The 25399-nt window shown below is 47.7% G+C and carries 18 protein-coding genes; all 18 read left to right on the top strand.

Annotation, left to right across the window (positions count from 1 at the left end; translation table 11 throughout):
* Window positions 1-3 precede the first annotated feature (3 nt).
* The 18 genes from ACTHRH_RS05885 (at window position 4) to ACTHRH_RS05970 (ending at window position 25045) form a co-directional block, all read left to right on the top strand.
* Window positions 4-1515, top strand: coding sequence for an NADH-quinone oxidoreductase subunit N (locus tag ACTHRH_RS05885; protein ID WP_379291040.1), 1512 nt, complete (start codon window positions 4-6; stop codon window positions 1513-1515).
* 763 nt (window positions 1516-2278) lie between these two features.
* Window positions 2279-5023 (top strand): S8 family serine peptidase, encoded by a 2745-nt coding sequence (locus ACTHRH_RS05890; RefSeq protein ID WP_260982027.1) that lies wholly within the window; start codon window positions 2279-2281, stop codon window positions 5021-5023.
* A 267-nt stretch (window positions 5024-5290) separates the two neighbouring features.
* The gene (locus ACTHRH_RS05895; protein WP_144934334.1) at window positions 5291-5542 is read left to right on the top strand and encodes a DUF1146 family protein; all 252 of its coding nucleotides are present in this window, start codon (window positions 5291-5293) and stop codon (window positions 5540-5542) included.
* A 368-nt stretch (window positions 5543-5910) separates the two neighbouring features.
* Window positions 5911-7233, top strand: coding sequence for a UDP-N-acetylglucosamine 1-carboxyvinyltransferase (murA, locus tag ACTHRH_RS05900; protein ID WP_440414537.1), 1323 nt, complete (start codon window positions 5911-5913; stop codon window positions 7231-7233).
* A gap of 331 nt (window positions 7234-7564) precedes the next feature.
* Window positions 7565-8608: a stage II sporulation protein D gene (gene spoIID / locus ACTHRH_RS05905; protein WP_144934329.1), complete on the top strand. Its 1044-nt coding sequence runs from the start codon at window positions 7565-7567 to the stop codon at window positions 8606-8608.
* 76 nt (window positions 8609-8684) lie between these two features.
* Window positions 8685-9416 carry a M23 family metallopeptidase gene (locus ACTHRH_RS05910; protein ID WP_440414539.1) on the top strand — a complete coding sequence of 244 codons (732 nt, stop codon included), beginning with the start codon at window positions 8685-8687 and terminating at the stop codon, window positions 9414-9416.
* Between the two features lie 251 nt (window positions 9417-9667).
* Window positions 9668-9961 carry a sporulation transcriptional regulator SpoIIID gene (gene spoIIID, locus ACTHRH_RS05915; protein WP_144934325.1) on the top strand — a complete coding sequence of 98 codons (294 nt, stop codon included), beginning with the start codon at window positions 9668-9670 and terminating at the stop codon, window positions 9959-9961.
* 159 nt (window positions 9962-10120) lie between these two features.
* Window positions 10121-11131, top strand: coding sequence for a rod shape-determining protein MreB (gene mreB, locus ACTHRH_RS05920; RefSeq protein WP_144934323.1), 1011 nt, complete (start codon window positions 10121-10123; stop codon window positions 11129-11131).
* Window positions 11132-11158: 27 nt separating this feature from the next.
* Window positions 11159-12061 (top strand): flagellar hook-basal body protein, encoded by a 903-nt coding sequence (locus ACTHRH_RS05925; protein ID WP_440414542.1) that lies wholly within the window; start codon window positions 11159-11161, stop codon window positions 12059-12061.
* Between the two features lie 106 nt (window positions 12062-12167).
* Entirely contained in the window at window positions 12168-13028 is an 861-nt protein-coding gene (locus ACTHRH_RS05930) for a flagellar hook-basal body protein (protein WP_379289128.1), read from the top strand.
* A 16-nt stretch (window positions 13029-13044) separates the two neighbouring features.
* Window positions 13045-13266 carry a DNA-directed RNA polymerase subunit beta gene (locus tag ACTHRH_RS05935; RefSeq protein ID WP_225312532.1) on the top strand — a complete coding sequence of 74 codons (222 nt, stop codon included), beginning with the start codon at window positions 13045-13047 and terminating at the stop codon, window positions 13264-13266.
* Between the two features lie 152 nt (window positions 13267-13418).
* Entirely contained in the window at window positions 13419-13934 is a 516-nt protein-coding gene (locus ACTHRH_RS05940; RefSeq protein WP_144934314.1) for a CDP-alcohol phosphatidyltransferase family protein, read from the top strand.
* 151 nt (window positions 13935-14085) lie between these two features.
* A complete protein-coding gene (gene fabZ, locus ACTHRH_RS05945; protein ID WP_144934312.1) occupies window positions 14086-14517 on the top strand; it encodes a 3-hydroxyacyl-ACP dehydratase FabZ in 432 nt (143 codons plus the stop codon).
* A gap of 33 nt (window positions 14518-14550) precedes the next feature.
* Entirely contained in the window at window positions 14551-16242 is a 1692-nt protein-coding gene (locus ACTHRH_RS05950) for a phospho-sugar mutase (RefSeq protein ID WP_440414623.1), read from the top strand.
* Window positions 16243-16271: 29 nt separating this feature from the next.
* The gene (locus ACTHRH_RS05955; protein WP_440414545.1) at window positions 16272-18332 is read left to right on the top strand and encodes a DUF5693 family protein; all 2061 of its coding nucleotides are present in this window, start codon (window positions 16272-16274) and stop codon (window positions 18330-18332) included.
* On the top strand, window positions 18308-19447 hold the full coding sequence (gene csaB, locus ACTHRH_RS05960) for a polysaccharide pyruvyl transferase CsaB (protein WP_440414547.1): 1140 nt from the start codon (window positions 18308-18310) through the stop codon (window positions 19445-19447). The genes ACTHRH_RS05955 and csaB overlap by 25 nt, the downstream gene beginning before the upstream one ends.
* Before the next feature lie 396 nt (window positions 19448-19843).
* On the top strand, window positions 19844-20938 hold the full coding sequence (locus ACTHRH_RS05965; RefSeq protein WP_144934306.1) for an MraY family glycosyltransferase: 1095 nt from the start codon (window positions 19844-19846) through the stop codon (window positions 20936-20938).
* 240 nt (window positions 20939-21178) lie between these two features.
* A complete protein-coding gene (locus ACTHRH_RS05970) occupies window positions 21179-25045 on the top strand; it encodes an S-layer homology domain-containing protein (RefSeq protein WP_440414550.1) in 3867 nt (1288 codons plus the stop codon).
* Window positions 25046-25399: the final 354 nt, after the last annotated feature.

Below are 25399 nucleotides of genomic sequence, written 5' to 3' on the forward strand. Positions count from 1 at the left end.
CCAATGGAACAAGGTATCCAATTAAGCGATTTAGCTCACTTGGCGCCGGAGCTGACATTGGTCATCTCTGCTGTCATTATTTCATTAATCGATCTGCTGATGCCGCGTCATCGGAGCCGAACCGTCATTGGCTGGCTCACGATTGCCGGGTTACTGGCCGCTGCTGCCTTCATAGGTATGCGCCTTAATCTGGAGGAGCCGATTGAGCTGCTCCATCACAGCTATCGGGTCGACCATTTCGGCGATCTGGTGAAGCTGGTGCTGCTGGGATCTACCGCCTTGATCGTGCTGATGAGCATCGGGGGGATCAAGCAGAAGGAAATTCCGCATGTCGGGGAATATTATTATTTCTATCTTCCTGCGGTACTGGGCGGCATGATTATGGTTTCTTCCGGCGATCTGATTACATTATTTGTCGGATTGGAGCTCCTAAGCATTACTTCTTATATTATGGTAGCCATGAAAAAGAAGGACAGCCGATCCAACGAAGGGGCCTTTAAATACGTGGTGCTTGGCGGAGTGTCCTCGGCCATGATTTTATACGGGATGTCATTCTTGTATGGAATGTCGGGGTCCACCAATTTGGCGGAGATCAATGCGCAGCTGTCTCTTTATTCCGGTTCTTTCGGGGCTCTGATCTATGTGGCGTTTTTCCTGCTGCTGGCCGGCTTTGGTTTCAAAATAGCTGCAGCGCCTTTCCATACCTGGGCACCGGATGTTTATCAAGGGGCTCCGACACCGGTTACCGCTTTCCTGGCGGTAGTCTCCAAAGCAGCAGGGCTTGCCCTGATGTTCCGGGTGTTCTATATGGTCTTCTTCCAGGTCAACGCCGGCCCCAATCTGCCGATCGATGCGGATGTTTATATGTCCCTAAGCGTGCTGGCCGCGATCTCCATGATTGCCGGTCATTTCATGGCCCTTAAGCAAAAAAACATGAAGCGACTGTTGGCTTATTCCGGAATAGCCAATGCCGGATATCTGCTGGTTCCTATAGCGGCTAAAATCTCATTAATTCATACAAGCAATTTCTCTGAATTTATCTATTATATGGTAGCCTATGCATTGATGAATATCGGAGCGTTCGCTCTGTTATTCACGATAGAGGCAACGTCCGGAAGCTCTGAAATCAAAGGATTTGCCGGATTGTATTACCGTGCTCCATGGACAGCCGTCGCGATGGTCTTAATCATTCTGTCCCTGGCCGGGATTCCGGTTACCGCCGGTTTCTTCGGAAAATTATTCATCCTCCTGGGCGCATTGGAGATGAAGCTCTATTGGCTGGCGATCATTATGATTTTGACCAGTGTAGTTTCTTACTATTACTATTTTGGCGTTATCCGGCAAATGTTCATGCGCAGCGGCGAGGAGCCGGAAAAGCTCAAGACAACCATTCCTCAGCAGATCACTCTATGGGTGTGTGCCGGACTTGGAATTGTGCTCGGCTTTTTCCCCGGTTTATTGTTAAATTATGTAGAGTCGGTTTTCAGGCTGGGCAAGGATCTGTTTATTTACTAGCGAGTTCTTCAACGATGCGGGCGCATTGAAATCTCTAAATAATAAACCTTCTCCGAACCTACTGGGTTGCGGGAAGGTTTATTTTGCGATTAATCCGGAATCGAGTCAATATTTAGATTTGAGCCACGACAGAATATATTCGATAGCCAGGTCATAGTTGCCGACCTGACAATGCTGCTCTCCGCCTTCGGCTTCGGTGAAGAGTCTGCTGGTCACATCGGCGTAAGGCAAATGCTCTTTTAAATAGTCAAACTGCCGATCGGAATAACTAACTGAATTCCGTAATGACGGTGCATCAGCTTGTTTTGCTCGCTGCCGAACATCACGATAAAGGGGTCGGCAAGACCAATAAAATTCATGTCGGCTTCACCACCGTAGTCCAATAATGATTGTACTTGCAGCAAATATGAGGTGTGTACGTCAAAGAATACAAGTTTTAACCATCGCAGAGGGCATTTCCATCTTGTGGAATGCTCCTTGATTATCTAGCATGATACTTGTTCCGGACATCGAATGGCAAGTAGAGTTTGTAGGTCTTTGTATGGGAAATGGCAGATTCAGAGACCTTACTGATCACCTCATCTGCACAGCCTCGATAGCCATTGCTTTCATTAATTCTGTCCCATAATCCAGCCTGCAGTTAATTATTCAAAGATATAGGTCTTTAGACCCTTTTGTGAAAGAGCGGAAGGGGGTAGTGTGAAGAGTATCGAATGTATTTTTTAAGAAGAAATTAGGACTACCTTTAAAGAGGATTATACATATGCGACTAACTAAAGCTCTGCTCTCCTTTGGCTTGGTTTGTATTCTGCTTCTGTCCTTCCCGTTATTCGCGGCGGAGGAACCCACCCCCTTGCTCTCGTCAAATACTACGGATTCCGAATTATCCTGGATTATTCAGTGGAAGAATGATGTGGACCCGGTTGTTTATGAGAACAGTTCGATCATTTCTCAGTATCCCGACATGAATGTAATGGTCGTTCGTCCCAAAACAACGGAGAATGAAGCTGCCTGGCTGGATTACTGGCGCGCTTCGGGACAAGTCGAATACATTCAGCCCAATCATCAATACCGTATAGCCGAAATGCCGAACGATTCAATGCTAAGCAATCAACAATATTTGAAGTTGATTCATGCGGAAGAGGCCTGGGATCAAGCGGTCGGCAGCGAGGATTTGGTTGTAGCCGTGGTCGATACCGGCATAGATATGAATCATCCGGATTTAAAGGATCACTTGATTGACGGGGTGAATCTCATTCAACCGGGGACTCCCCCTTATGATGACAACGGTCATGGAACAAGCGTTGCCGGTGTGCTGGCTGCGGTTTCGGATAATGAGATCGGGGTTTCCGGACTTCTGTGGAGGGCCCAAATTATGCCGATCAAAGCCTTGGAAGCGGACGGTAGCGGCGACGAGGATAAGTTAGGAGAAGGCATTCGGTACGCAGTCGATAATGGGGCGCGTATCGTGGTCCTTTCTCTTGGTTTGAATAAGCCTTCACCATTTATGAAATCCATAGTTCAATATGCGGAAGATCATGGGGTTCTTCTGGTGGCGGCTGCCGGGAATGAAGGGAATGCAGTCAAGTATCCGGCGGCCTATCCAACGGTTATCGCTGTGGGCGGGGTCACTCATGATTTACAGCCCCATAGAAGATCGAATTACGGCCCTGAACTGGATATAGTTGCTCCTTGGAACGTCTTTACGACTCTTCCGGGGGGAAATTATGGATATAAGGAAGGCACTTCCTTGGCTGCTCCGCAGGTAGCAGCGGTTGCCGGGTTGATATGGAGCAAGTATCCCGACCTGAAGCCTTATCAGGTGCGCAATCTGATCCGCCAATCGGCCCAGGAGATTACACAAACGGGGTGGGATCCGAAATCGGGTTATGGTCTGCTTCGGGCGGACCGGGCGCTAACGATTCCGTATAAGGAAGATATGTATGAGGGAAATCAAAGCCCGGACGGTGCTTATCCCATTTCCATCAGTCAACAAATCAATGCGGCTTTATCCGGAGCTTCTGATCAGGATTGGTTTTATATCGATGCGCCTTATGACGGAACCTTGTCTTTCTCGGCAGAGGCCGATCAGGCTGGGGCCGGAATGACCTTGACTTACTATACGGATCCCGGCGAGTCCGGCGTGCCTTATGAGAACATATTGTCAAGCGGAGCGGATATCCAGGTAAACAAAGGCAGAAGCTATATCAAGCTGCAGGCGGACCAGCCTGTAACTTACCGTCTGACCACCGATTTTTTAATCTATAAGGGTCCTTTCGAAGATAATGACCGGCAATATAAAGCTTATGTACTGCCTGACCGAAGCCAGACGATAGTAGGAACCTTCCATCAGGAGAATGACCATGACTGGTTCGCGATGCATGTGCGGAGCGAAGGCACCTTGCAATTGACGGTGTCCGTCGATACGGCACGGATAGACCCTGTTCTTCTTGTTCAGAAGCAAGGGGAGAAGGAGCTTCTGATCGATAAGAACGGAGATGGCGAAACGGAAACTTCGGGACCGATGAATGTCACACCGGGAACCTATTATTTCAGAGTAAGCAATATCCCCGGTTACTCGGCCCCTGTAGTTGGCGAATATACGCTGTCTATCGAGTACTCCCCCAAATTGGAGGATCCCAACGAACCTAATAATAGACCGAACCAGGCTTCCTCCCTCAATTTAGGAAAAGAAGTAAAGGGCCACATTCAGACGAAGGATGATTCGGATTGGTTCCAGTTCAGGCTGAATGAACGCAGCTTGGTGGATGTGGGGCTGCGGGATATTCCGCAAGGGGTACGGATGGAGATGGAGTTATACGATCATTCCATTCAATTGATCAGCCAGGAGCAGGGGAGTGCGGATGCCCTTACTCTTTCGCAGGAGCTGGAAGCGGGAACTTATTATGTTCGATTAAGAGCCGATCAGGCTTTTGATAATCAGTTTTATAGACTGAAAGCCGAAAGCATTCCGTTGACCGCCGGTTTCCGCGATGTGGAGGGACATTGGGCGGAAGAGGATATTATACGGTTAACGAACCTGAAGATTGTCGAGGGAATTGAGCCATTCCGTTTCGCCCCTGATCAGCCTATGACGAGGGCTCAGGCAGCGGCTGTTATTAGCCGGGCCTTCGGCCTTACCAGCAAGAGCGGAGCGGCTGCCTTTCCCGATGTGACTCCCAGCCACTGGGCTTACGATGCGATATCCGCCGTGTCCCAGCAAGGATGGATCGACGGCTATCCCGACGCTTCATTCCAACCGGAAAGGACGATAAGCCGGATGGAAATGGTCGCTCTTCTGGCCAAAGTGCAGAATCTGATGAACGGTCTGCCCGCTGTTACAGAGGCCCCGTATGCAGATGTGGACCCAAGCTACTGGGGAGCCCCTATTCTAGTCAAGCTGATGAATGAAGGTTGGGTTTCAGGCTATCCTGACAATACATTTCGTCCCGACCATAAAGCCACCAGGGCAGAATTTGTTTCAGTCCTTGCTAAACTGTTGAAATAATACTAGTCTTGCCTTCAGCTGATGCCATTTAAGGCAATTTCGGATGGTAGGAAGCCTGAAGAAGCCATCGGTGTTCTGAAGGGTACCGGGAATCCCTTCTCCCTGTGGCCAGTTGCATTCTTACTTAATGAGACAAAATGAATTCAGCACTTCTCAGAAGTTTTATATAGAAGTTGGGCTATTTAATGGCTATACTATAGTTGCGTCAGCAATTTGTAAATTCAATGAAGCCTGTTATTTATAGCCACTAGGAAGGCGGGGAGCAGGATGGGCGAAACCGACTCCATCGGTTTTACTTTTGCAATGAGCGGAATGATCTACATATTGATTGTTTTGGTATGTATCGCCCTCTCCTGGTGGGGGCTGCAGCAATTCCGATTCGATCTGTTTGTGAAAAATCCGCGAAGCATTCAAAGCAAGCTGCTGCAAATTTTTCTATCCTTGGCATTAGGATATCAGGTGGCCCGATTCTTCATTGACTATTTTAACTGGTCGGCTATGCTGAAGGGGCTGTTTTAGAGTGATTAACCAGCGGCGGGGATGATTACCCGGGTCGGTTGCACCGCTCTATCAAGACTTCGAATAACATCGGTCTTACTTGTCAACAATGGAAATAAAACAGGTTGTTTCGACAAACTTCGAAGCCCAGCGAACATAGGAGCGACCAAGGTTTGGAGCTAATATACGCAGCTACTGGTCTAAGTTAGATGGCGTCTTTAATAATATAGACGAAGAAAACAGCGTTTTGGTTCTCAAACTGTGTGTAATGTTCGATTATTCGCCGATAATTTAATCGAGGGCGGATTATGAAGATAGGCTGGTATCCAGCCCTTTTTCAACAGAATAAGGAAAAGACATAAATACAACGGAACGCGGAGGGACCAGAGATGAGCAAAATAATCGTCCGCGGTGGCAAACGATTATCGGGAAAAGTCAAAGTACACGGCGCCAAAAACGCTGTTCTGCCTATTATTGCTGCTTCCTTGCTCGGTACAAAAGGAATTAGCGTAATTAAGGATGCCCCTCTGCTGGAGGATGTCAAAACGATTTACCAGCTGATCAAAAGCTTGGGGGCACAAATCAAATATGAGAATGAGGTCATTCGGGTCGATTCCTCGCGCTTGGATTCATGCGAAGCACCTTATGAGTTGGTCCGCAAAATGCGGGCTTCCTTTCTTGTTCTCGGTCCGCTGCTGGCCCGGATGGGGAGAGCGAGAATACCGCTCCCCGGCGGCTGTGCTATCGGAACCCGGCCGATCGATCAGCATTTGAAAGGCTTCGAGGCCATGGGGGCGGATATAGAGCTTGGCCAAGGCTTTATAGAAGCCAGAGTGAAGGGGAGGCTGCGGGGCGCCAAGATCTATTTGGATGTTGCCAGTGTCGGGGCCACCGAAAATATTATGATGGCGGCCACCTTGGCTGAAGGGACCACCTACATCGAGAACGCGGCCATGGAACCGGAAATTGTAGATTTGGCGAATTATTTAAACGCCATGGGTGCCCGTATTCGCGGTGCAGGGACCGGGGTGCTCCGTATAGATGGGGTTGATTCGCTGCAGGGTGCTATACATACGGTAATTCCGGATCGGATTGAAGCGGGAACTTACATGGTTGCAGCTGCTATTACCAGAGGCACCTTGTTTATAGAAGGGGCAATCTGCGATCATCTGAAGCCCGTCATTTCCAAGCTTAGGGAGATGGGCGTGAAGGTGCTGGAAGACGAGAATGGAGTCGAGGTATGCGGGGAAGGCCCGCTGCGGGCTGTCGATATGAAGACGCTGCCGTATCCCGGGTTTCCAACCGATATGCAATCGCAAATGATGGCCCTTCTCTTGAAAGCGGAAGGAACGAGTCTTGTGACAGAGACGGTGTTCGAAAATCGTTTTATGCATGTGGATGAATTTATTCGAATGAATGCCGAAATTAAGGTCGAGGGCCGGACGGCTGTTGTTCAAGGCAATACCCGTCTGCGGGGAGCCAAGGTGAATGCCACGGATTTAAGAGCGGGGGCGGCGTTGGTGCTTGCTGCTCTGGCCGCGGATGGGGAAACGGAAATATCCGGTATCCACCACATTGACAGGGGCTACGTGAACATTGTTGAGAAGCTTCAAGCGCTGGGAGCGGACATCCAGAGAGTGGATGGAGCCGTAGAAGTCGAGGAGAAACCTAGCGAGGTCGGCTTCTTCGCGGTGCAGCCCACTTGGGCGTAATGTTTGCCTCGGTCTGAGTCCTTCCCGTATAACTTAAATATAAAACGAATGATCTGCCTTGGTCTGATGACCGAGGCTTTTTTATTTTATAGGTTTTCTGTCATGAACAGGGTTTAAATTCTATTTGGCGATAAGAAAGCTTCTATTAATCCCCCTTCGCAGATGTCGACGCATCCTTCCTTACCGAATATTATCCCGGCTGGCTAGCAAGCTATTAAACGTTAACGCTTCTTTATGTTCTAGCATGTCTTCCAATCTCATAAAATAGGATAACTGCACGATGCAAATCGCTACAGTGCCTACATACATCATGTCTGGGAGGAACGATGCTATGAACCAAGAAACAAGGAAGAAAGTGATTCTATGGATGGCTCTGGCCCTATCTATTTCCATGCTTCTTACTATTCTTGTGCCGAGCCTGATCGTTCGCAAGACCGATCAGCCCGAGCAGACATCTAATTTTCTTCCTGAGCCTGAGGAGGGTTTGACCGATCCTGTTTCGGAAGCTGTCTCCCCTTTGATCGTGCCCGTCTATCTAACTAAGGAAAAGCGCGTGGATCATATCGATTTGGAGAACTATGTGCGTGGGGTGGTAGCGGCGGAGATGCCGTCCGATTTCGAGCTGGAGGCGTTAAAAGCCCAGGCGATAGCGGCCCGGACCTATATCATTCGCCGTTGGCTCGCGGAGGATCGCAGCAATGTCCCCGATGAGGAAGCGCTTGTTACCGATACGGTACTGCATCAGGCGTATTTGACCGATGAGGAGCTGAAACGGCAGTGGGGCAGCGAAAACTTCGAACGCAACCGAGAGAGGTTGAATCAGGCGGTCGAAGAAACTAGAGGGCAAGTGATAACCTATCAGAATAAACCGATTGAGGCGACCTTCTTCTCAACTAGTAACGGATATACGGAAAACTCGGAAGATTACTGGACTAATCCAATTCCTTATTTAAGAAGTGTGGCCAGTCCTTGGGATAAAGAGATAGCGCCAAGATATAAGGAGACGATCTCTATCCCTTATAGCGAGTTTCGCAGCAAGCTGGGATTGTCGGAAACCTTGTCCGCCAGCAGCGTTTTTGCCAACAGTAAAGTCTTGGAATATACGGATGGAAAAAGAATAAAGAAACTATCGATAGGAGGCAAGACCTTCTCCGGCAAAGAGGTGAGAGAGAAGCTCGGTTTGAACTCCTCTCAATTTCAATGGAAGCTTAACGGGAAAGAAGTGGAGATTACTACGACAGGCTACGGTCATGGGGTTGGAATGAGCCAGTGGGGGGCCAACGGCATGGCCAAGGAAGGCAAGACAGCAGTGGAAATTCTTAAACATTACTATACCGGGGTAGAAGTTCAGAACGCATCGAATATAGCAAATTAAAATAATATGCCGATTTATATCATCTCAAGTATAAAAGCTATCGATCTGGCAACAATGGTACTGAGGTGATATAACTATGAGTGAACAAAACAAAGAGATTCAAACCGAAAAAGAAGCTCCTCAATCCAAAGAAGGAGCACAAACTGCAACCCCGTACTCTCCGTGGCGCAGACTGCTCGCCAAGAAATGGGCTTTTCCGGCGCTCTACATGGTGGCGGCTGCAATTATTTTAACGTTAATGTTGGTGTATCAAAACTCGGGGAAACAGCCACCCCTAACGGATGAGAGCATCGGTCTCGGTTTGGAGCAAGGCGAGAACGCAACTGATCCGGATGCCCAACCTGTTGCAGCCAATGTAGAGAATATGCAGTGGCCGGTCAAGGATTACAACGAAATGGATGTGACCATGCCATTCTTCGACAGCAAAGCTTCCAGTGATGTAAAGCAGGAAGCGATGGTTGAGTATGGTGATACGTTCACACCGCATATCGGTGTTGATCTGGCCAGACCGGATAAAGAGTCTTTCGAAGTACTGGCGGCTCTAAGCGGTAAGGTAACTGCGGTGGAGAGAAACCCGGTTGTCGGAAACCTGGTTGAAATTACTCACTCCAACGGATTGGTTACGGTATATCAGAGCCTTGATGAAATTAAGGTGGCCAAGGATGTAGAGGTGAAGAAGGGCGATGTTATCGGCACAGCCGGTCGCAACGAGCTGGAGAAGCATCTCGGCAATCACCTTCATTTCGAAGTACGCCAGGGTCAAGACGGAGCAGCCTTGAATCCAAGTGAGTTAATCGCAGAACAATAATGAAACGGCCTGCGGGGGCCATGCAGATTAAAGCAGCGGGAGGTAAACCTCCCGCTATTTGTTTTTTCCATAAGTTATAAGGTTATGTGGAACCCCTAAAAATCGTCGGGCCATAGTCCGAAATAATAAAAAGAAGCCTTGTCCCACAAATTTATTGGCTCGTCCGTGCTTGTCAGCTCTTTAAACAAAGAATATATAGGCTCGCTCCTCATATAATGTACCAAACTATCTTGAGTAGGGAGGCGAGGGGAGTGCATGATTACATCAAAGAGCGGACCATTAAAATCGGTCGATGTATCGTGGAGACGAGGCACACAGTTCGTGCAATCGCTAAACAATTTGGGGTATCCAAAAGCACGGTTCACAAGGATCTAACCGAGAGGCTTCCGGATATAAACCCGGAATTGGCCAATCAAGTTAAGACGATATTGGAATATCACAAATCGATTCGCCATCTGCGGGGAGGTGAGGCAACGAAAATTAAATATAAGAAATCGAGAAATTATAAGAAAAATTCCGATTTATTAGTCTCGTCCAAATCGTAAATTCGATTCTCCCAACCGTTCGTTTTTTTACCCTTATATTTTAACGGAAAAAGGAGGATTTTGTTTTTTTTTGGCGAAACTACCTATTAAGGATAACTGGGCTTACCTTCTTACAAGGGTAAATGAACGGTCAGTGACGGGCAGGGAGGATCATATTTAATGTTCAGTAAGGACATCGGAATAGATTTAGGTACAGCTAATGTGTCGATTTATGTTAAAGGCAGCGGCATTGTGCTGGATGAGCCTTCGGTTGTAGCTGTAGACAGCGAATCGAAGAAGGTGCTGGCTGTAGGGGAAGAGGCTCGCAGAATGGTTGGGCGGACGCCGGGCAATATTGTGGCGATTCGACCCCTGCGTGAAGGAGTTATTGCCAATTTCGAAATGACGGAAGCTATGTTAAAATACTTTATAGATAAAGTGGGCGGCAAAAAATGGTATAGTCATCCAAGAATTTTGATCTGCGCTCCTACGAATATCACTTCCGTGGAACAGAAGGCGATTCGGGAATCGGCGAAGCGCAGTGGGGCCAAAGAGGTATTTTTGGTAGAGGAGCCGAAGGCGGCCGCGATCGGCGCGGGTATGGATATATCACAACCTAGCGGAAATATGGTTATTGACATTGGAGGGGGCACTTCGAATGTAGCCGTCATCTCGATGGGCGACATTGTAGCCGCCTCCTCTATTAAGGTTGCAGGGGACAAGTTTGACGATGCCATTATGAAGTATATCAAGAATAAGTACAAGCTTCTTATTGGCGAACGGACTTCGGAAGATATCAAGATTAGGATAGCTACGGTTCATCCGGAAGGCCGCCAGGAAGAGATGGATATTAGGGGAAGGGATATGGTCACCGGCCTCCCCATCTCTATAACCGTGCATGCCATGGAGATCAAGGAGGCTTTGATGGAGCCGATTTATTCGGTCGTAGCCTCTGCCAAAGCACTGCTGGAGAAGACTCCACCTGAATTAGCCGCTGATATTATTGATAAAGGAATCATTCTGACTGGCGGCGGTGCGATGCTGCACGGTCTGGACCAGCTTCTGGCCGATGAACTGCTGGTTCCCGTGCTGGTGGCGGAATCCTCGATGCATTGTGTCGTCAAGGGGACCGGAGTCATGCTGGATAATCTCGATAAAGTAGCCAAGAAATCAGCTTTGAAAGGATTATAAAGCTCGGCAGAGGAAAGGGGCGTAGGAATGCTAAGAGGATTGTATACTTCAGGTGCCGGGATGATCACACAGCAAAGGCGTCACGATGTTGCAACCAATAACATCGCTAATGTGCTGACTCCCGGCTATAAGCAGAATAATGCGGTAGCCCGGTCATTTCCGGAAATGATGATCTCGCTTTTGAATGGAGACGATCAGGGCGCGAACTCCAGACATATAGGCCGAATGAATACCGGTGTGTTCGCGGAGGAGGCTCTGTCGGTATATCTGCAAGGAGACCTTATGGAAACAAAGCAGCCATTTGACTTGGCCATTGTCTCCAATGTGCAGCTTCCTGGGGTGACCTTCGATGGTTCAGGTAAAGCTATAACCGCTGATGGAGAGAGGATATATCAGCCGCAGGCCTTTTTTACCGTTGTTGATGGACAAGGCAACCGCACTTATACTCGGAACGGCAGCTTCCAAGTGAATATGGCGGGGGAACTGGTAACCGAGAGCGGGTATCGGGTGCTTGGACGGGACGGACAGCCATTGACACTGATGAATGTCGCCACGGGTGAGCCGTTATCGGGTGCAGTCATCGGCCGGAACGGAGAACTGTTGGATCCTCTGAACGGGGAACCGTTGCTGAATACAGCCGGAGAACAGGCGGGGCTGCTGCTGTCGATCGTCGAAGAGCCTAATCGGCTGATCCGCATGGGCGATGGGCAATATCGGTTGAATGAAGAGGATGCCGATCTGGTTCGTGGGATGAATCCGGACGATGATGTGGAGGTTTATCAAGGGTATTTGGAACGCTCCAATGTAGATTCGTCCCATGCTATGATCGATATGATGTCCGCACTCCGTGCTTATGAAGCGAATCAGAAGATGGTTCAGTATTATGACAAGAGCCTGGAGAAAGCTGTTAACGAAATTGGACGGGTATAGATGTATACTTGAAGCGAAATAACAGTGTTCGGAAGTTCTAACGAATCTTGTGAGTTACCCAACGAACGTACTTCTGAACGCCGTCTTGTCTTGAGGAGGAACTATAATGAATCATTCCATGATTAGCTCCATGGTGACGATGCGTTCACTTCAACAGAAGCTGGATGTATTATCTAATAACGTAGCCCATTTTGACACGGCTGGATATAAGAGAAAAGATGTAACCTTCGAAGATGTGCTGACTAATGTTAAACAGCAGCCCGAAAGCTTTCGCAAGGAGGGCAGGCTGACTCCGCTCGGCTTGACGCAAGGCTGGGGAGTCAGGCTGGGTCAGGTCAAGGTAGACCTGTCTCAAGGTCCGTTAAGCGAATCCGGGCTTTCGACGGATCTGGCGATTGAGGGACAAGCCGTTTTTGCTGTTCTGAACCCTGTTACGGGGCCGGACGGCAACCCGGCAATGGAAGAGGTCTATACAAGAGAGGGCTCCTTTCAACTTACTCTTCGTGCAGGTGATACGGAAAGTACCTACTTGGCCACTAAGGACGGGCTGCTTATTAGCGATGTGAACGGACAGCCCATAGCTATTCCATCTGGCTACGATATGAAAGTAGATGAACAGGGCAATGTCTGGGCCTATCGGCCTTCCATGCCCGAGGCGGAGGCAGTTCCTGCAGGCCGTATTAAGTTAATGCGCGTCATGCGTCCCCAATATCTTGAGGAAATCGGGAATAACCGCTACCAGGTAGCTGCGGGGGCCGATCGGAATTTGGTCGTGCAGGATGCCTTTGGTCCAGGCGGGTTGGAGAGAGGAATTTCGGTTAAACAAGGATTTGTAGAACAATCGAACGTTAATTTAGGGGATGAAACCGCTGAACTGATGATGGTTCAACGGGCATTTCAATTAAATTCCCGGGCCATCGCTTCCTCTGACACCATGATGCAGCTGGCCAACAATCTTAGAGGATAGTGAGCGAGGAATGACCATGAGCGAATCTAAACCAACTCCGAAGGGCCGTCCCTGGTATCGCAAACTGAAACCGGTATTGCGCTTGTTAAGAATACTTCTCGTGCCGATCCTGTGTGTGGCAGCTCTTTTCGCAGGACTGATCATCGGTTATGTTTACGTCGGGAAACAGCCTTTAGAGGATGTATGGAGTATAGAAACATGGAGGCACTTATTCGACTTAATGTTTGCCGGTACTTAGGGGGACATTAATAAGTTTATTAGCCAAAAGGCATCATCTTTTTTACATTTACATGCCGCTTATCGACAGCACTCCCCCAGGGGAGTTTTTTTTTTACAATTTCAAAGGTATAATGTAACAATGTAGAATTGTGTACAGAGGAGAGACCCGAAGTGAACCTGCCAAATACGTTGACACTGCTTCGTTTTGCTCTAGTGCCTGTCTATTTATTTGTTTTTTTCTCGGGGCATGTCAAAATTGCTTTCTTTATAATAGTCATCGCGGGAGCAACGGATGTCCTGGACGGGCATTTAGCCAGAAGCAGGGGGATGGTAACGGATTTGGGAGTCGTGCTCGACCCTCTGGCAGATAAAACGATGATGCTGGCGGTTTTTGTCTCATTGCTCATCTCGGGTATGATTCCATGGGAGGCGGCTGCAGCCATCATGATTCGCGATGCGGGTATGATTGCGGGTTCGGCGTTTTTCCATTTTCGGGGCAAGAAGACGGTCCCCGCCAATTCTTTGGGCAAATTAACCACGGTATTGTATTACATAGCCATTCTGATGCTGTTCTTCAGTATCCCGTATGCTATTCCTTATTTATGGGCCGTCATAGCTTTTTCTTTTATAACATCAGCTATTTATATACTGAAGTTCCGCCTGCTGAATTCCATGGCACATAAATAGGAAAAGGACATATTTCCAAGACTCGCGATGCCTCATGTGGAAATATGTCCCTTATATCAACCTTCACTACTGCAGATCGTGAAGGGGACACTAATAGTTTAAGTATATTGGGAATGATTTATACAATGATAAAGAAAAAGGAGCTGTCCATATGCTGGATGTTCAACAAATTAAACAGATTATCCCTCACCGTTATCCTTTTCTGCTTGTTGACAAAATCTTGGAGGTTGAAGACGGGGTACGTGCGGTCGGTCTGAAAAACGTTACCATTAACGAGCCCTTTTTTGAAGGGCATTTTCCGGAATACCCGGTCATGCCTGGAGTGCTGATCGTCGAAGCTTTGGCACAAGTCGGTGCGGTGGCTATGCTCAAGGCGGAGGAAAATCGCGGAAAGATAGGATTTCTTGCGGGAATCGACAACTTTCGTTTTCGAGGTCAGGTCAAACCGGGGGATACTCTGATTTTGGAGCTGGAAGTGACCCGGTTGAAGGGTTCAATTGGTAAAGGAAAGGGAACTGCTAAAGTGAATGATAAAGTTGTGGCAGAAGGTGAACTGATGTTCGCTCTGGCTAATCCGGAATAAATACAATGAGGGAGGAATTTGTAGGTGGATACTATGTCTCGAGTACGCAAGCTGTATGAACAATGGCTTCAGGACCCGGGAATTGATCCCGCGACCAAAGAAGAACTGAAGGCTATCGAGGGCCAGGAGAAAGAGATCGAGGATCGTTTCTATAAAGATTTGGAGTTTGGCACCGGAGGGTTAAGAGGAGTTATTGGAGCCGGAACCAACCGTATGAACAAGTATACAGTGGGTAGGGCGACCCAGGGACTGGCCCAGGATTTGCTGCAAGCTTCAAGCGGGCATCCTTCTGTTGTTATTGCTTATGACTCGCGCAATCAGAGTCCTGAATTTGCTTTGGAAGCTGCATTAGTGCTTGCCGGTAACGGTATCAAGGCATATGTCTTCGAATCCTTGAGAACAACTCCGGAGCTTTCTTTTGCCGTTAGACATTTACAAGCTTCTGCAGGGATAGTTATTACCGCCAGTCACAACCCTCCGGAATATAACGGCTATAAAGTATATGGGCCTGATGGGGGACAGATCGTTAAGGAACAGGCGGATCGCATCATCGGGCAGATTCAATCACTGGAATTCAACATGATTCGCAAGCTTTCCAAGGAAGAGGCGGAATCCCAAGGGCTTCTCCAATGGATAGGCCAAGCTGTCGACGATGCCTATGTGAAGGCAGTGCTGGCAGTCCGTCCGAGGCCTGAAGTGGGTATGCAACAAGGAAATAAAGTGAATATCGTTTATACCCCTCTGCACGGCTCGGGAAATATAACTGTTCGCAGAGTGCTTAGGGAAGCCGGGTTTAGGAACGTTCATGTTGTCCCGGAGCAGGAGAAGCCGGACTCTCAATTCTCAACCGTCCAATCCCCGAATCCGGAGGAGAAAGAGGCCTTTTCACTTGCCATAGAGTTGGGTAAACAAGTTGAGGCCGATGTCATTATCGGAACGGACCCTGATTGTGACCGGATGGGTGCCGTTGTTAAAGATGCCACAGGGCAGTATGTAGTGCTAAGCGGTAATCAATCCGGCGCTATCATGGTTCATTATCTGCTCTCCAGCTTACAGGAAGGCAAGGGAATCCCGACGGACGGAGTCGTCATCAAGACGATTGTAACGAGCGAGATGGGAGCGGAGATCGCCAGACATTACGGGGTGGAAGTCATGAACACCCTGACAGGTTTTAAATATATTGGCGAGAAAATGACCGAATTCGAGCGCAGCGGCCATCATAGCTTCTTATTTGGTTATGAAGAAAGCTACGGTTATTTGGCGGGAACTTATGCCCGGGACAAAGATGCCGTAGTAGCTTCCATGTTAATCTGCGAAGCGGCGGCCTACTACAAAAGTCAAGGGAAGACGTTGTACGACGTTCTGCAGGAGCTTTACGGGCAGTTCGGTTATTACCGGGAGGCATTGGAGTCCCGAACTTTGAAGGGCAAGGATGGTTTGGCCAAAATTAGACAAATTATGGAGGAGTGGCGTAGCCATTCGCCATCCAATGTCTGCGGGAAGAAAATAACGACTATGCTCGATTATACCGAAGGCATTGATGGTCTTCCTAAAGAAAATGTGCTCAAATACTTGCTGGAAGACGGATCGTGGTTCTGCCTGCGTCCATCCGGTACGGAACCCAAGATCAAAGTATATTTTGCGGTTAAAGCCAATAGTGCCGAGGAGTCGGAACGGTTATTGGCAGAGCTGCGCCAAGAAGTGATGACTCGGATCGACAGATAGACAAGGATATAGGATAGGGAGTGGAACTATTGATTCAATGGTACACACGCTGGAATCGAAGAGCCTCTAAATGGCTTTGGTGGGTAGTGATAGCCGGTTTGTTGGCTTCCCTGCCACTGGCTTATGAGAGGATTATGACCGAGAGTTCCTCCAACAAGATAGAGTTTGTTTTTGATTACCGCGATCTGCTGGATATTGCGGAGTTTCGCCCTAACCCGAGCGAATTCGTCGATGAGCAGCTGGATGCCATGAAGCGTGCCGGAATCGAATCGATGGCGGTTTATGAAAGCACGCTGAATGAGCTTAGACTGGCGCAGCGGGTCGATTTATATTCGTCGCGTGATGCCGCTTTGATAACAGGTCAGCCTGCAGCTGCAGGGGAAAATTTTACGTATGTGCTGTTTAAAGATCAAGAATCACAGCAGCGATTGCAGCCAATGGTGGAGAGGGCTTTCCAAACTCAGGGCATAACGGTCCGGCCCTGGTCGTATGAAGATCGGCAAGGACTGGTTGTCGAAGCATCACTGGAGGAGGCTTCGTTGAAGGTGATGGATCCGGATCCGTTCGCCTTGGAACACCTTCAGAACAAGGGCTTTCGCATCGTTGCCCGTTTGTCCAACCGCAGCCTGCCTTTCTCCGCGGAGGATATGGACCGCAAGCTGAGCCTGTTTAAAGAGGCTGGTGCCAAGTCGATTATTTTCGAAGGAGAAAGCGTACCGGGTTATACCGGGAAAGAGGATTCTCCGGAACTGGAGCAAATGGCTGAGCTCCTCGATAAATACGATATGGCCCTTGCAGCCATAGAACTGCAGAAGGCTCCGCAAAAAGGCTTCAATTATTTAGCCAAGGAAAGCCGCTACAATGTGTTCCGTTTGCACTCTCTCTCTGAAGCGGAAGCGGACAGGCTCGGCGGAAACTTAACCGAGCAAGAGCAGGAAGAGAGAATTCAAGTCATAGCCGACCGTTTCGTCCTGGCAGCGAAGGATCGCAATATTAAGATGATTTTCCTGAATGCACGGCCTTCCAAAAACTTGGAGAGGGCATCCTATACGGATCCTCTCGAACAGATAAGAGAGACCTTGAGGGGGGAGGAAGGGGCTTTAAAACGGATTGTTAAGGCAGGCTACACTTTGGGTCCCGCTCACTCATTCACGATCTATAATTCGAGTTGGCAAGGTTTGCTCAAGCCGGTGGCCGTCATTGGGTCCGTTGCCGTTATCGCATTGACTTTGGCCCATTTCTTCCCTTGGCTGCTGCTGATCAGCTTTATTCTTGGCGCGGTGATGGCTGGAGGCTTGTACATCCTCTCCCCCAATATGCTGTTCAAAATGCTTGCATTAGGTGTTGGAGTATGCGCACCTACTCTGGGGATGATTCTAGCGATCCAGAGTATCCGCAAGCGGCGGGCCGGCAAACTGACCGGGGCCAAAATGGGCTTCGCCATTAATCTGTTCATCCGGACTTCGTTGATCTCGATGATCGGCGTTGTGTTCATTGTTGCTTTGTTGAACAATATTATCTATAGCCTTGTGATCGACCAATACCGAGGGGTTAGCCTGCTGCATCTGGCTCCTATTCTCATTATCGGAATCTATTTGCTGTTCTTCAGTGAGGGGCTCAAGCCGGGTGAAATTGTTAATCGGGCTAAAAGCTTGCTATCTTCGACCGTAACTGTTCTCTGGGTGGTTATCGCCGGAGCATTGGTCGCCATGATTATGTATTATCTGTCGAGGACAGGCAATGAGGGCAAAGCCTCTGCCTTTGAAAAGCTGTTTCGCGCGCTTTTGGAAAATAATCTTGGGGTACGTCCAAGAATTAAAGAGTTCTTATTCGCACACCCCGTATTTATCTTGGGGGCGTATCTAGCGGTTAAATATCGTCCGTCTGCTCTGTACATCTTTATTCTTGGAATTATTGGACAACTGTCCATTGTCGATACCTTCGCGCATTTGCATACGCCGGTATATATTTCATCGATCCGTGTCGGATACGGACTCTTGTTAGGGATCATTGTCGGAATCCTCTTTATAGTGGTATGGGAATTGTTGGCGAGGAGTTGGCGAAGATGGGTGCTGCCGTCAAGAGAATAGTTCTCTCGGGTTATTACGGATATAAAAATAGCGGCGACGAGGCTGTCCTGCAGTCTATCTTACTCGCTTTGCAAAAAGAAGGCGGGCGGCATGGAGTGCGGGTCGAACCCATCGTATTGTCCGGCGATCCGGCTTGGACCGAGCGTATGTATGGGGTAAGGGCCGCCCATCGAATGAAGCCGATGGAGGTCATTAGGGCCATCAGGCAAAGCGACGGCTTGATTAGCGGGGGCGGAAGCCTGCTTCAGGATGCGACGGGAGCCAAGACGATCCCGTATTACCTGGCTATTATTAAGCTTGCCCAATGGTTCGGAAAGCCGACATTTGTTTATTCCCAAGGAATTGGCCCTGTTCGTCGAAAAATGTTTTATTCATGGATTTCGCGGGTATATAACAAATGTCAGTATCTCTCCGTCCGGGATTCCGAGTCGGCAGAGCTTCTAGCCCAAATGGGAATTCGAGGGGAGCGGGTGGAAGTCGTCCCGGATCCCGTTATGGGGCTGACCCCAAGGGATAACGGACAAAGGTCGGAGCGCTCGGGGACGAATCGTCCTGTTGTCGGCGTGTCGGTCCGGTATTGGAAGGAAGACCGGTCGGAACTTCTCAAGCTGGCTGAATGCCTTGGCAGGTTAGAGGAGGAGCGGGAGATCGAAATCCGTTTCCTTCCGTTCCATCTTCCGGACGACGAGAGGGCATCCCTGGATGTAATGGACTGGATGAATGCAAAGGGCAAGCCTAATGTACATATCGTACGGGATGTCATACATCCGCAGGATATGCTGGCTCAGGTCGGACAATGTGATTTGCTGATTGGAATGAGGTTGCATTCACTTATTTACGCCGCTTCTCAATACGTTCCGGTGATCGGAATTTCCTACGATCCGAAGATTGATCAGTTTTTGCATCGTTTGGGGATGGAAGCGGCCGGATCGACGGACCATATGGATGTTCCTAAGATTCTGGAGGAAGTAGACGGACTGTTGCGCGGTAAAATGGAATGGATAGAGAGCAAGCATCTATTAATCGATCAATTGAAGGAAGCGGCCCACCGGCCGGCTGAACATGTCCTATCCCTGATGCAGGAAAGTAAGCGAGCGCTGAAAGAAGGCTCATAAGTCTTCAAATACCATCCATAGTGAGCGATATAAGAATACAGTTGTATAGATTGAATGCGGATAGTATCAATTTAACCACCGGATGTCTTAAGGCGTTAGTTTGGCCGCAAGCGATTTTTTGAAAATATAAGAAAGTATATCATCTATCCTGTTCTTATATTTCATCGGTAAACACGCCTGTCCAAAGGACGGCGATAGCTGTTTATCCTTGCATGTTCGAGAAATATCGGAAAAGTAATGCGGGAGAAAGATAATGTGACCAAACTATGAAAAAATGACTGACAATATCACTAAAAACCCGCATTTTGTCGATAAAACGGGTTGGAGTAAGCACTGCAAACAAGGTATAATGGAGTGCTGAAAGCAACTGGAGAGACTAAGGGGTTGTAAATTATAATGAATTGGATCATTTATGTCATAGGATTAACGGTTTCGTGCGTTCTGGCTGTCATTTTGACCCCGCTAGTGAAGAAGTTTGCGGTTTGGTTCGGCGCTATTGATGTGCCTAATCATCGTTCGGTTCATACACGGATTATGCCTCGAATGGGTGGCTTGGCCATATTCCTTGCTTTTGTTGCAACTTTCTTTATTATTTCGCCCGCCCTTAACGATTTTGATACTCATGTCGTTCTTGGGTTGATCTTGGGCGGTGCCATCATTGTATTCGTAGGCGCATTGGATGATAAGTATAATTTATCTCCCAAGATAAAGCTTGCAGGCCAATTAGCGGCTGCCGGGGTGGTTATAGCTTTTGGGATGCAGATTGATTACATAAAGCTGCCCTTCGGCGATGCCATTGATCTGAATTCCTGGATCAGCATTCCAATTACAATATTTTGGATAGTTGGAGTAACTAACGCCATTAATCTGATTGACGGACTAGACGGTTTATCCGCAGGGGTTTCTGCGATCGCCACATCTGCAATTCTTGTACTTGCGATTATGATGGGAAACCTGACCGTTATTGTCATAAGCTTGATTTTGCTTGGTAGTATTGTAGGATTTTTGTTCTATAACTTTCACCCTGCCAAAATTTTTATGGGCGATTCCGGATCGCTGTTTCTCGGATTCAGCTTGGCAACCTTATCGATTCTTGGGTTTAAGTCGGCTACCATCGTTTCTTTTTTGGTCCCTCTTGCGATATTGGGAGTGCCGATTTCGGATACATTAATGGCCATCATCCGCAGGAAGTTGAACAAGAAGCCTATCTTTACGGCCGATAAAGGCCATCTCCATCACTGCTTGATGGGGCTTGGCTTCAGCATGCGCAAAACGGTTCTGATTATCTACGGCATCTCGCTGGCCTTCGGTCTATGTGCGGTCCTGCTAACCAAAGCCTCCCAATGGGGCGCAATTGTCATTGTCGTTGTTTTATTGCTTGTTATGGAGGTTGGAGCGGAGGCGATAGGAATAATAAGCAAGAGCCGCAAGCCGGTACTAAGACTTCTCCGGCGACTTCTTCCGGCATCCGTTAGGCGGACTTCTAAATAACATACTATTTTTTTTAAGACCCTGCATTTTGTGATGCAGGGTTTTTTGGTCTGCAAAAAGCTATAAAAAAAGATCGTTCATTTGCCGATAAAGTTAAGTATGTATCCACTTTTTTTTGATGTTTGGATTGGAGGGAAGTAGCGAAAAGGGAGAGGAACAGAAGTGCCTCAACAGACTGGATGAACGATTACCCGTTCCCCGAACGGAGTATATAGGATAATACACAAGGAGGTTCTAACGTTGAACGTATTATTGCGAAAATGGACAAGCATGCTTATGGTTGCGGCTTTGCTGGTCACTCTTATTCCGGCATTGGCGCCCAAGGTGTATGCGGCGGCTCCAAACTATTTTATACCCGACAACCAGCAATTAGCCAACAAAGCCAATCCCGGTGAAATAAGCAGGGATAATTCCTATGTGGCGGATTCCAATCGCCTGAACATTACTGGAACTTATCAGTATGTATCCGCCGAATCCATAACCGTAAGGGTGGAACAGTTAATTAACCAATCGGGCAAATGGGTTCCGGATCCCCAGAGATATTTCACGGCGGCGGGCAATCCTTTGTCAAACAATCGGTTTGAAATTCGCAGTTTGGAGTTGTTTTCCGGATTCAATAAAGTGACCATTACCGGGAAGCAGGGAAATATCGAACGTTCGGATACGTTTTATATCGTGTATGATGATGCTCCTTACCTGCAATCGTTGAAGGTGAGATCCGATAACAGCACGGCGGTTGACCTGAACGAAGGGGCACCCATTGTGATAGAAAAGCCGTCCGGAGTGGATGAAGCGTTTGAAATGCAGGTCTATATTGATGGGAAAGCCAATAATGTTAAGACAATTCTGGTCAATGGCCAGAAGGCGAATGTTCTCGAGGACGGGATGTTCTTCGTTCCTCCATTGACACTGAAGCCCGGTAAGAATGAGCTCGATTTTCAGTTGGAGAATCAAGCCAATAAAGTCAATGTAAAGCGCACTATTTACTATTATGATCCTGATCAGCCGTACTATAAGCTGGACATTGTCCATGCCGGGGATGGAACCCAGTCTCTATTAGCAGGGAAACCGGCACTGACCGATCCTTCACAGCAAGCTGTGATTGAAGCGGGCATGATTATTCCGTATTCTGCCGTACCGTTTGACTTGAATAATGTTACGGTAACCGTTCAAGACCCCAATAATGCCGCCAACAATCCAAATCCGGTTAATTTGGCGAACGTCACTTCTATTACCGATGTACCCGCTAATGATGGAAGTATCAAATATCGGTTAGTGGAGTTCAAAACGAACCCGTATACAATCACGACCACGGGACTGCCGGCTTCGGGAGAACAGGCCGTAGCGATTCGTGTGGAATACGACTCTCTGGATACAACCGTTACTCGTTACTTCAGCTATTTGCCAAACCAAAGGCTTATAAAGAATATGTATCTGGTAGAGAAAGACGGCTCACAGTATATTAACAAGGGAAAACTGGATAATAGCGAAGTACAGTCTTCTACTTTCTATGTACAGGTAGAATTTGATAAGGACATTGCTGCAGGGGCCGAAGATAAATTAAAGGCGGCGCTCATGCCGTTAGGCAGCCTGACTGTAAAGCATATCAGTCGAATTGATTCTAAAAACCATATTTACGAGATCAGTAATTTCCCAAGCGGAGAGCAAAAAATTCGGTTTAGTTATGATGGAACGACGGCAGTTTATACCGTTACTGTTAATTATGTATCCAAAAACTTTATCTACGTAGAAAATTATTATGATGGCCAGACCATTACACTGGATTCCAGGCAAGGGAACAAGACCTTGGATGCTCCTAAAGTAAAGCTGGTCGGATTCGATTCGGTTAAAGAATTCGACTACTCGGTCAACGGGATAACCCCGTCTTCCTTCCGCTATGATGGAACTTCACTGGAGTTTACTCTGGAGCCTTTAGTGGTAGGGAATGCTCTGGGGCAATTAAACTATGGCGAGAACAGACTTGTTCTTCGAGCGCTATATACAGACGATAACTCCATTATTCGTGAAGTTATCAAAGAAATTCGTTTGTATATCGTAGACACTAATGTGTCGACAATCGAAAGATTTGAGCCTGTTATTATTCCGAGTGATGGCCGAGCTCCTTTGTCCGTAAATGGCACGGATAATGAATTGAATAGAATATTTGTCGATTCCCCGGACATCCTGTTCCGCAACGGTCAATTTTCTACCAGTCTGAAGAAGGTGGATATAGTCTTTAAGGCAGGTGGAGCCAACTATGTCAAGCTCTCTCATGGCGGAGAAACGATTGTTGAATTTAAAACAACGAACGATGGAGATCCCGATCCTTATAATGACCGGCCGAAAAGCTCGACTCCGTTGGATCTTAGCATAAAGCAGGGGTATGACTACGATTATTATGGAAGTCCCAAGAACTTTACGTTCCGGCTGCAAAATTTCGATATGAGCAATACCGGAAGCTACCCTTTTGTACTGGAATTGAAAAATAATGTGGGAGCTACCAGCGTTCAGAGAATTGAAGTGGTCCGCGAATTGGCCAGCTTCCGTATACTCTCCCCTCAGCCAACTGTAGGAGATCGGATTGTCGTGAACAAAAACTTCGTTCATTTCGACATCGAGGCGGAAGGTGCCACTGAAGTGTTGATCAATGGGCAGAAGGCCGAGAAACGTTCGGATTATAATGACCGTTTCGTGCTTGATTATGTCGGCTTGAAGCCTCAAAAGGATAACGCGCTCAAAATTGTCATCGAGCGACCATCGGGAAAAATTAATGCTTCGGTTAATGTTTACTATGCCTACAGTAATCAAACAGGCGCTCAGTACATGGAGAAAATATCAAATAAGCACAGCGTTTTCGATAAAAATCTGGAGCTAACTTTCCCGAAAGGAACTATTTTGAGAAAGGCTTATCCAGGCCTAAATAATAATGTCGAACAGTTTTATGAAGATACCAAGCTGTTGTTCGGGATTGCCGACCCGAGCGATGGTGTCGTGGAAAGAATGAACGATTACGGGAATATTATCAACTTTGATCCGGACCAGGGATCGGATAATAAGGATGGGAACGGGCATAAAATTGTTCCTATCGAGCCCCGCCTTTCCAGGCTGTTTACCAGTATGATGAACAGGGATCATTTTACCCCGGTTTCAGATATTTATTGGATTTCCGGGGGAGTGGGAGAGTATGGGCGTAAGGGGACAACTTCCTATAAGCCGGCTACAAACGGTTTAAACCCATATTCTTTGGAAGGGACCTTTACCCTATTCGAGCCCGCACGGAAGCTGGTTCCCACCAAACGGGGCGAGTTGACCATCAAGTTCGACGATTCCGTGGTGAATGATGCGGGAACGAACGTGACCGTATTCTTCTTTAACGACAAGGGGCAGTGGGTTAATATTGGTGGAGAAGTAGATACCAAGAAAAATACAATTACGGTTCCGTTCGACGACTTTGGTTATTATATGGTGGCCAAATTAAGATACGGATTTAACGATGTCACCAACCATCCGTGGGCCCGTAATGTTCTGCAGGCGTTGTTCTCTAAAGGTGTTATGACGAACCTGCGGACAGAGGATTTCGGGGTAGATGATTACACCACTCGCGGGGAATTTGCGGCACTGTTGGTCAGAGCGCTAAATATTCCGTTAAACTATGAAGGAGTTCCAACCTTTGTAGACGTCAACCCAGGGGATCAGGCCATCACATGGAATTACGAATATTTAGAGACTGCAGCCCGGGCGGGTCTTATTGACGGGGTATCGAATCGATACTTTGCGCCAACAGAGAGGCTGAGACGTGAACAGGCTGCAACCATGATAGCACGTGCGTTGGAGCTGAAGCTTGCCATTAATGACGAGAAGCTGTTTGCTAAGCTGGAGAAGAGTTTTAAGGATGCTTCGGAGATCACTTATTATGCCCGTCCGTCTGTAGAAGCTATCAACGGAGCGGGGATTATGGTGGGGCAGCAGAACCCGCTTGTTGAAGGGGAGAAGAAGCCAACCTACAGTTTCCATCCGCAATCGTACCTGACAAGAGCGGAAGCCGGACAAATTGCTGTTCGTCTTCTGCAAAAATCGACAAAGATGTTTCCTAAAAACTTAAACTAGGGTATTATAATGGTAGAGCCTGTCTATTAACGGTCAGGCTCTATCCCATGGTAATTATTTCAGAATGACGGTCCCCGAATAACCATGTATACTAGGAAGTGCCGGACAAGTAGGGTGAATACATAAACAAGTGAGAAAACATATTGTATTTATTTCCATCTAAAAACTTTTTCCGAATAAGCGCAACTTTTTGAAACGGGGTACGTTTAATACATTGAGCAACAATGATCCAACCCGTTACTACCAGGATTCGATTGGATAAATTTCTCAAAATGCACTTTACGACAAGGATAGACCATTGTATAATAGGTAAAGTGGCATTCGAGTCTCTAGTTTTCTATGTTTACTAGTTTC

This window comes from Paenibacillus sp. SAFN-117 (assembly GCF_051966115.1).
GTDB lineage: Bacteria > Bacillota > Bacilli > Paenibacillales > NBRC-103111 > Paenibacillus_L > Paenibacillus_L residui.

Bases quoted from the DNA above. Each gene is read 5' to 3' on its own strand.
- ACTHRH_RS05925 (WP_440414542.1), top strand. From the start codon at position 11,159: ATGCTAAGAGGATTGTATACTTCAGGTGCCGGGATGATCACACAGCAA.
- csaB (WP_440414547.1), top strand. From the start codon at position 18,308: ATGGGTGCTGCCGTCAAGAGAATAGTTCTCTCGGGTTATTACGGATAT.
- ACTHRH_RS05930 (WP_379289128.1), top strand. From the start codon at position 12,168: ATGAATCATTCCATGATTAGCTCCATGGTGACGATGCGTTCACTTCAA.
- ACTHRH_RS05950 (WP_440414623.1), top strand. From the start codon at position 14,551: ATGTCTCGAGTACGCAAGCTGTATGAACAATGGCTTCAGGACCCGGGA.
- murA (WP_440414537.1), top strand. From the start codon at position 5,911: ATGAGCAAAATAATCGTCCGCGGTGGCAAACGATTATCGGGAAAAGTC.
- spoIID (WP_144934329.1), top strand. From the start codon at position 7,565: ATGAACCAAGAAACAAGGAAGAAAGTGATTCTATGGATGGCTCTGGCC.
- ACTHRH_RS05885 (WP_379291040.1), top strand. From the start codon at position 4: ATGGAACAAGGTATCCAATTAAGCGATTTAGCTCACTTGGCGCCGGAG.
- ACTHRH_RS05910 (WP_440414539.1), top strand. From the start codon at position 8,685: ATGAGTGAACAAAACAAAGAGATTCAAACCGAAAAAGAAGCTCCTCAA.
- ACTHRH_RS05935 (WP_225312532.1), top strand. From the start codon at position 13,045: ATGAGCGAATCTAAACCAACTCCGAAGGGCCGTCCCTGGTATCGCAAA.
- ACTHRH_RS05895 (WP_144934334.1), top strand. From the start codon at position 5,291: ATGGGCGAAACCGACTCCATCGGTTTTACTTTTGCAATGAGCGGAATG.
- ACTHRH_RS05965 (WP_144934306.1), top strand. From the start codon at position 19,844: ATGAATTGGATCATTTATGTCATAGGATTAACGGTTTCGTGCGTTCTG.
- ACTHRH_RS05890 (WP_260982027.1), top strand. From the start codon at position 2,279: ATGCGACTAACTAAAGCTCTGCTCTCCTTTGGCTTGGTTTGTATTCTG.
- fabZ (WP_144934312.1), top strand. From the start codon at position 14,086: ATGCTGGATGTTCAACAAATTAAACAGATTATCCCTCACCGTTATCCT.
- mreB (WP_144934323.1), top strand. From the start codon at position 10,121: ATGTTCAGTAAGGACATCGGAATAGATTTAGGTACAGCTAATGTGTCG.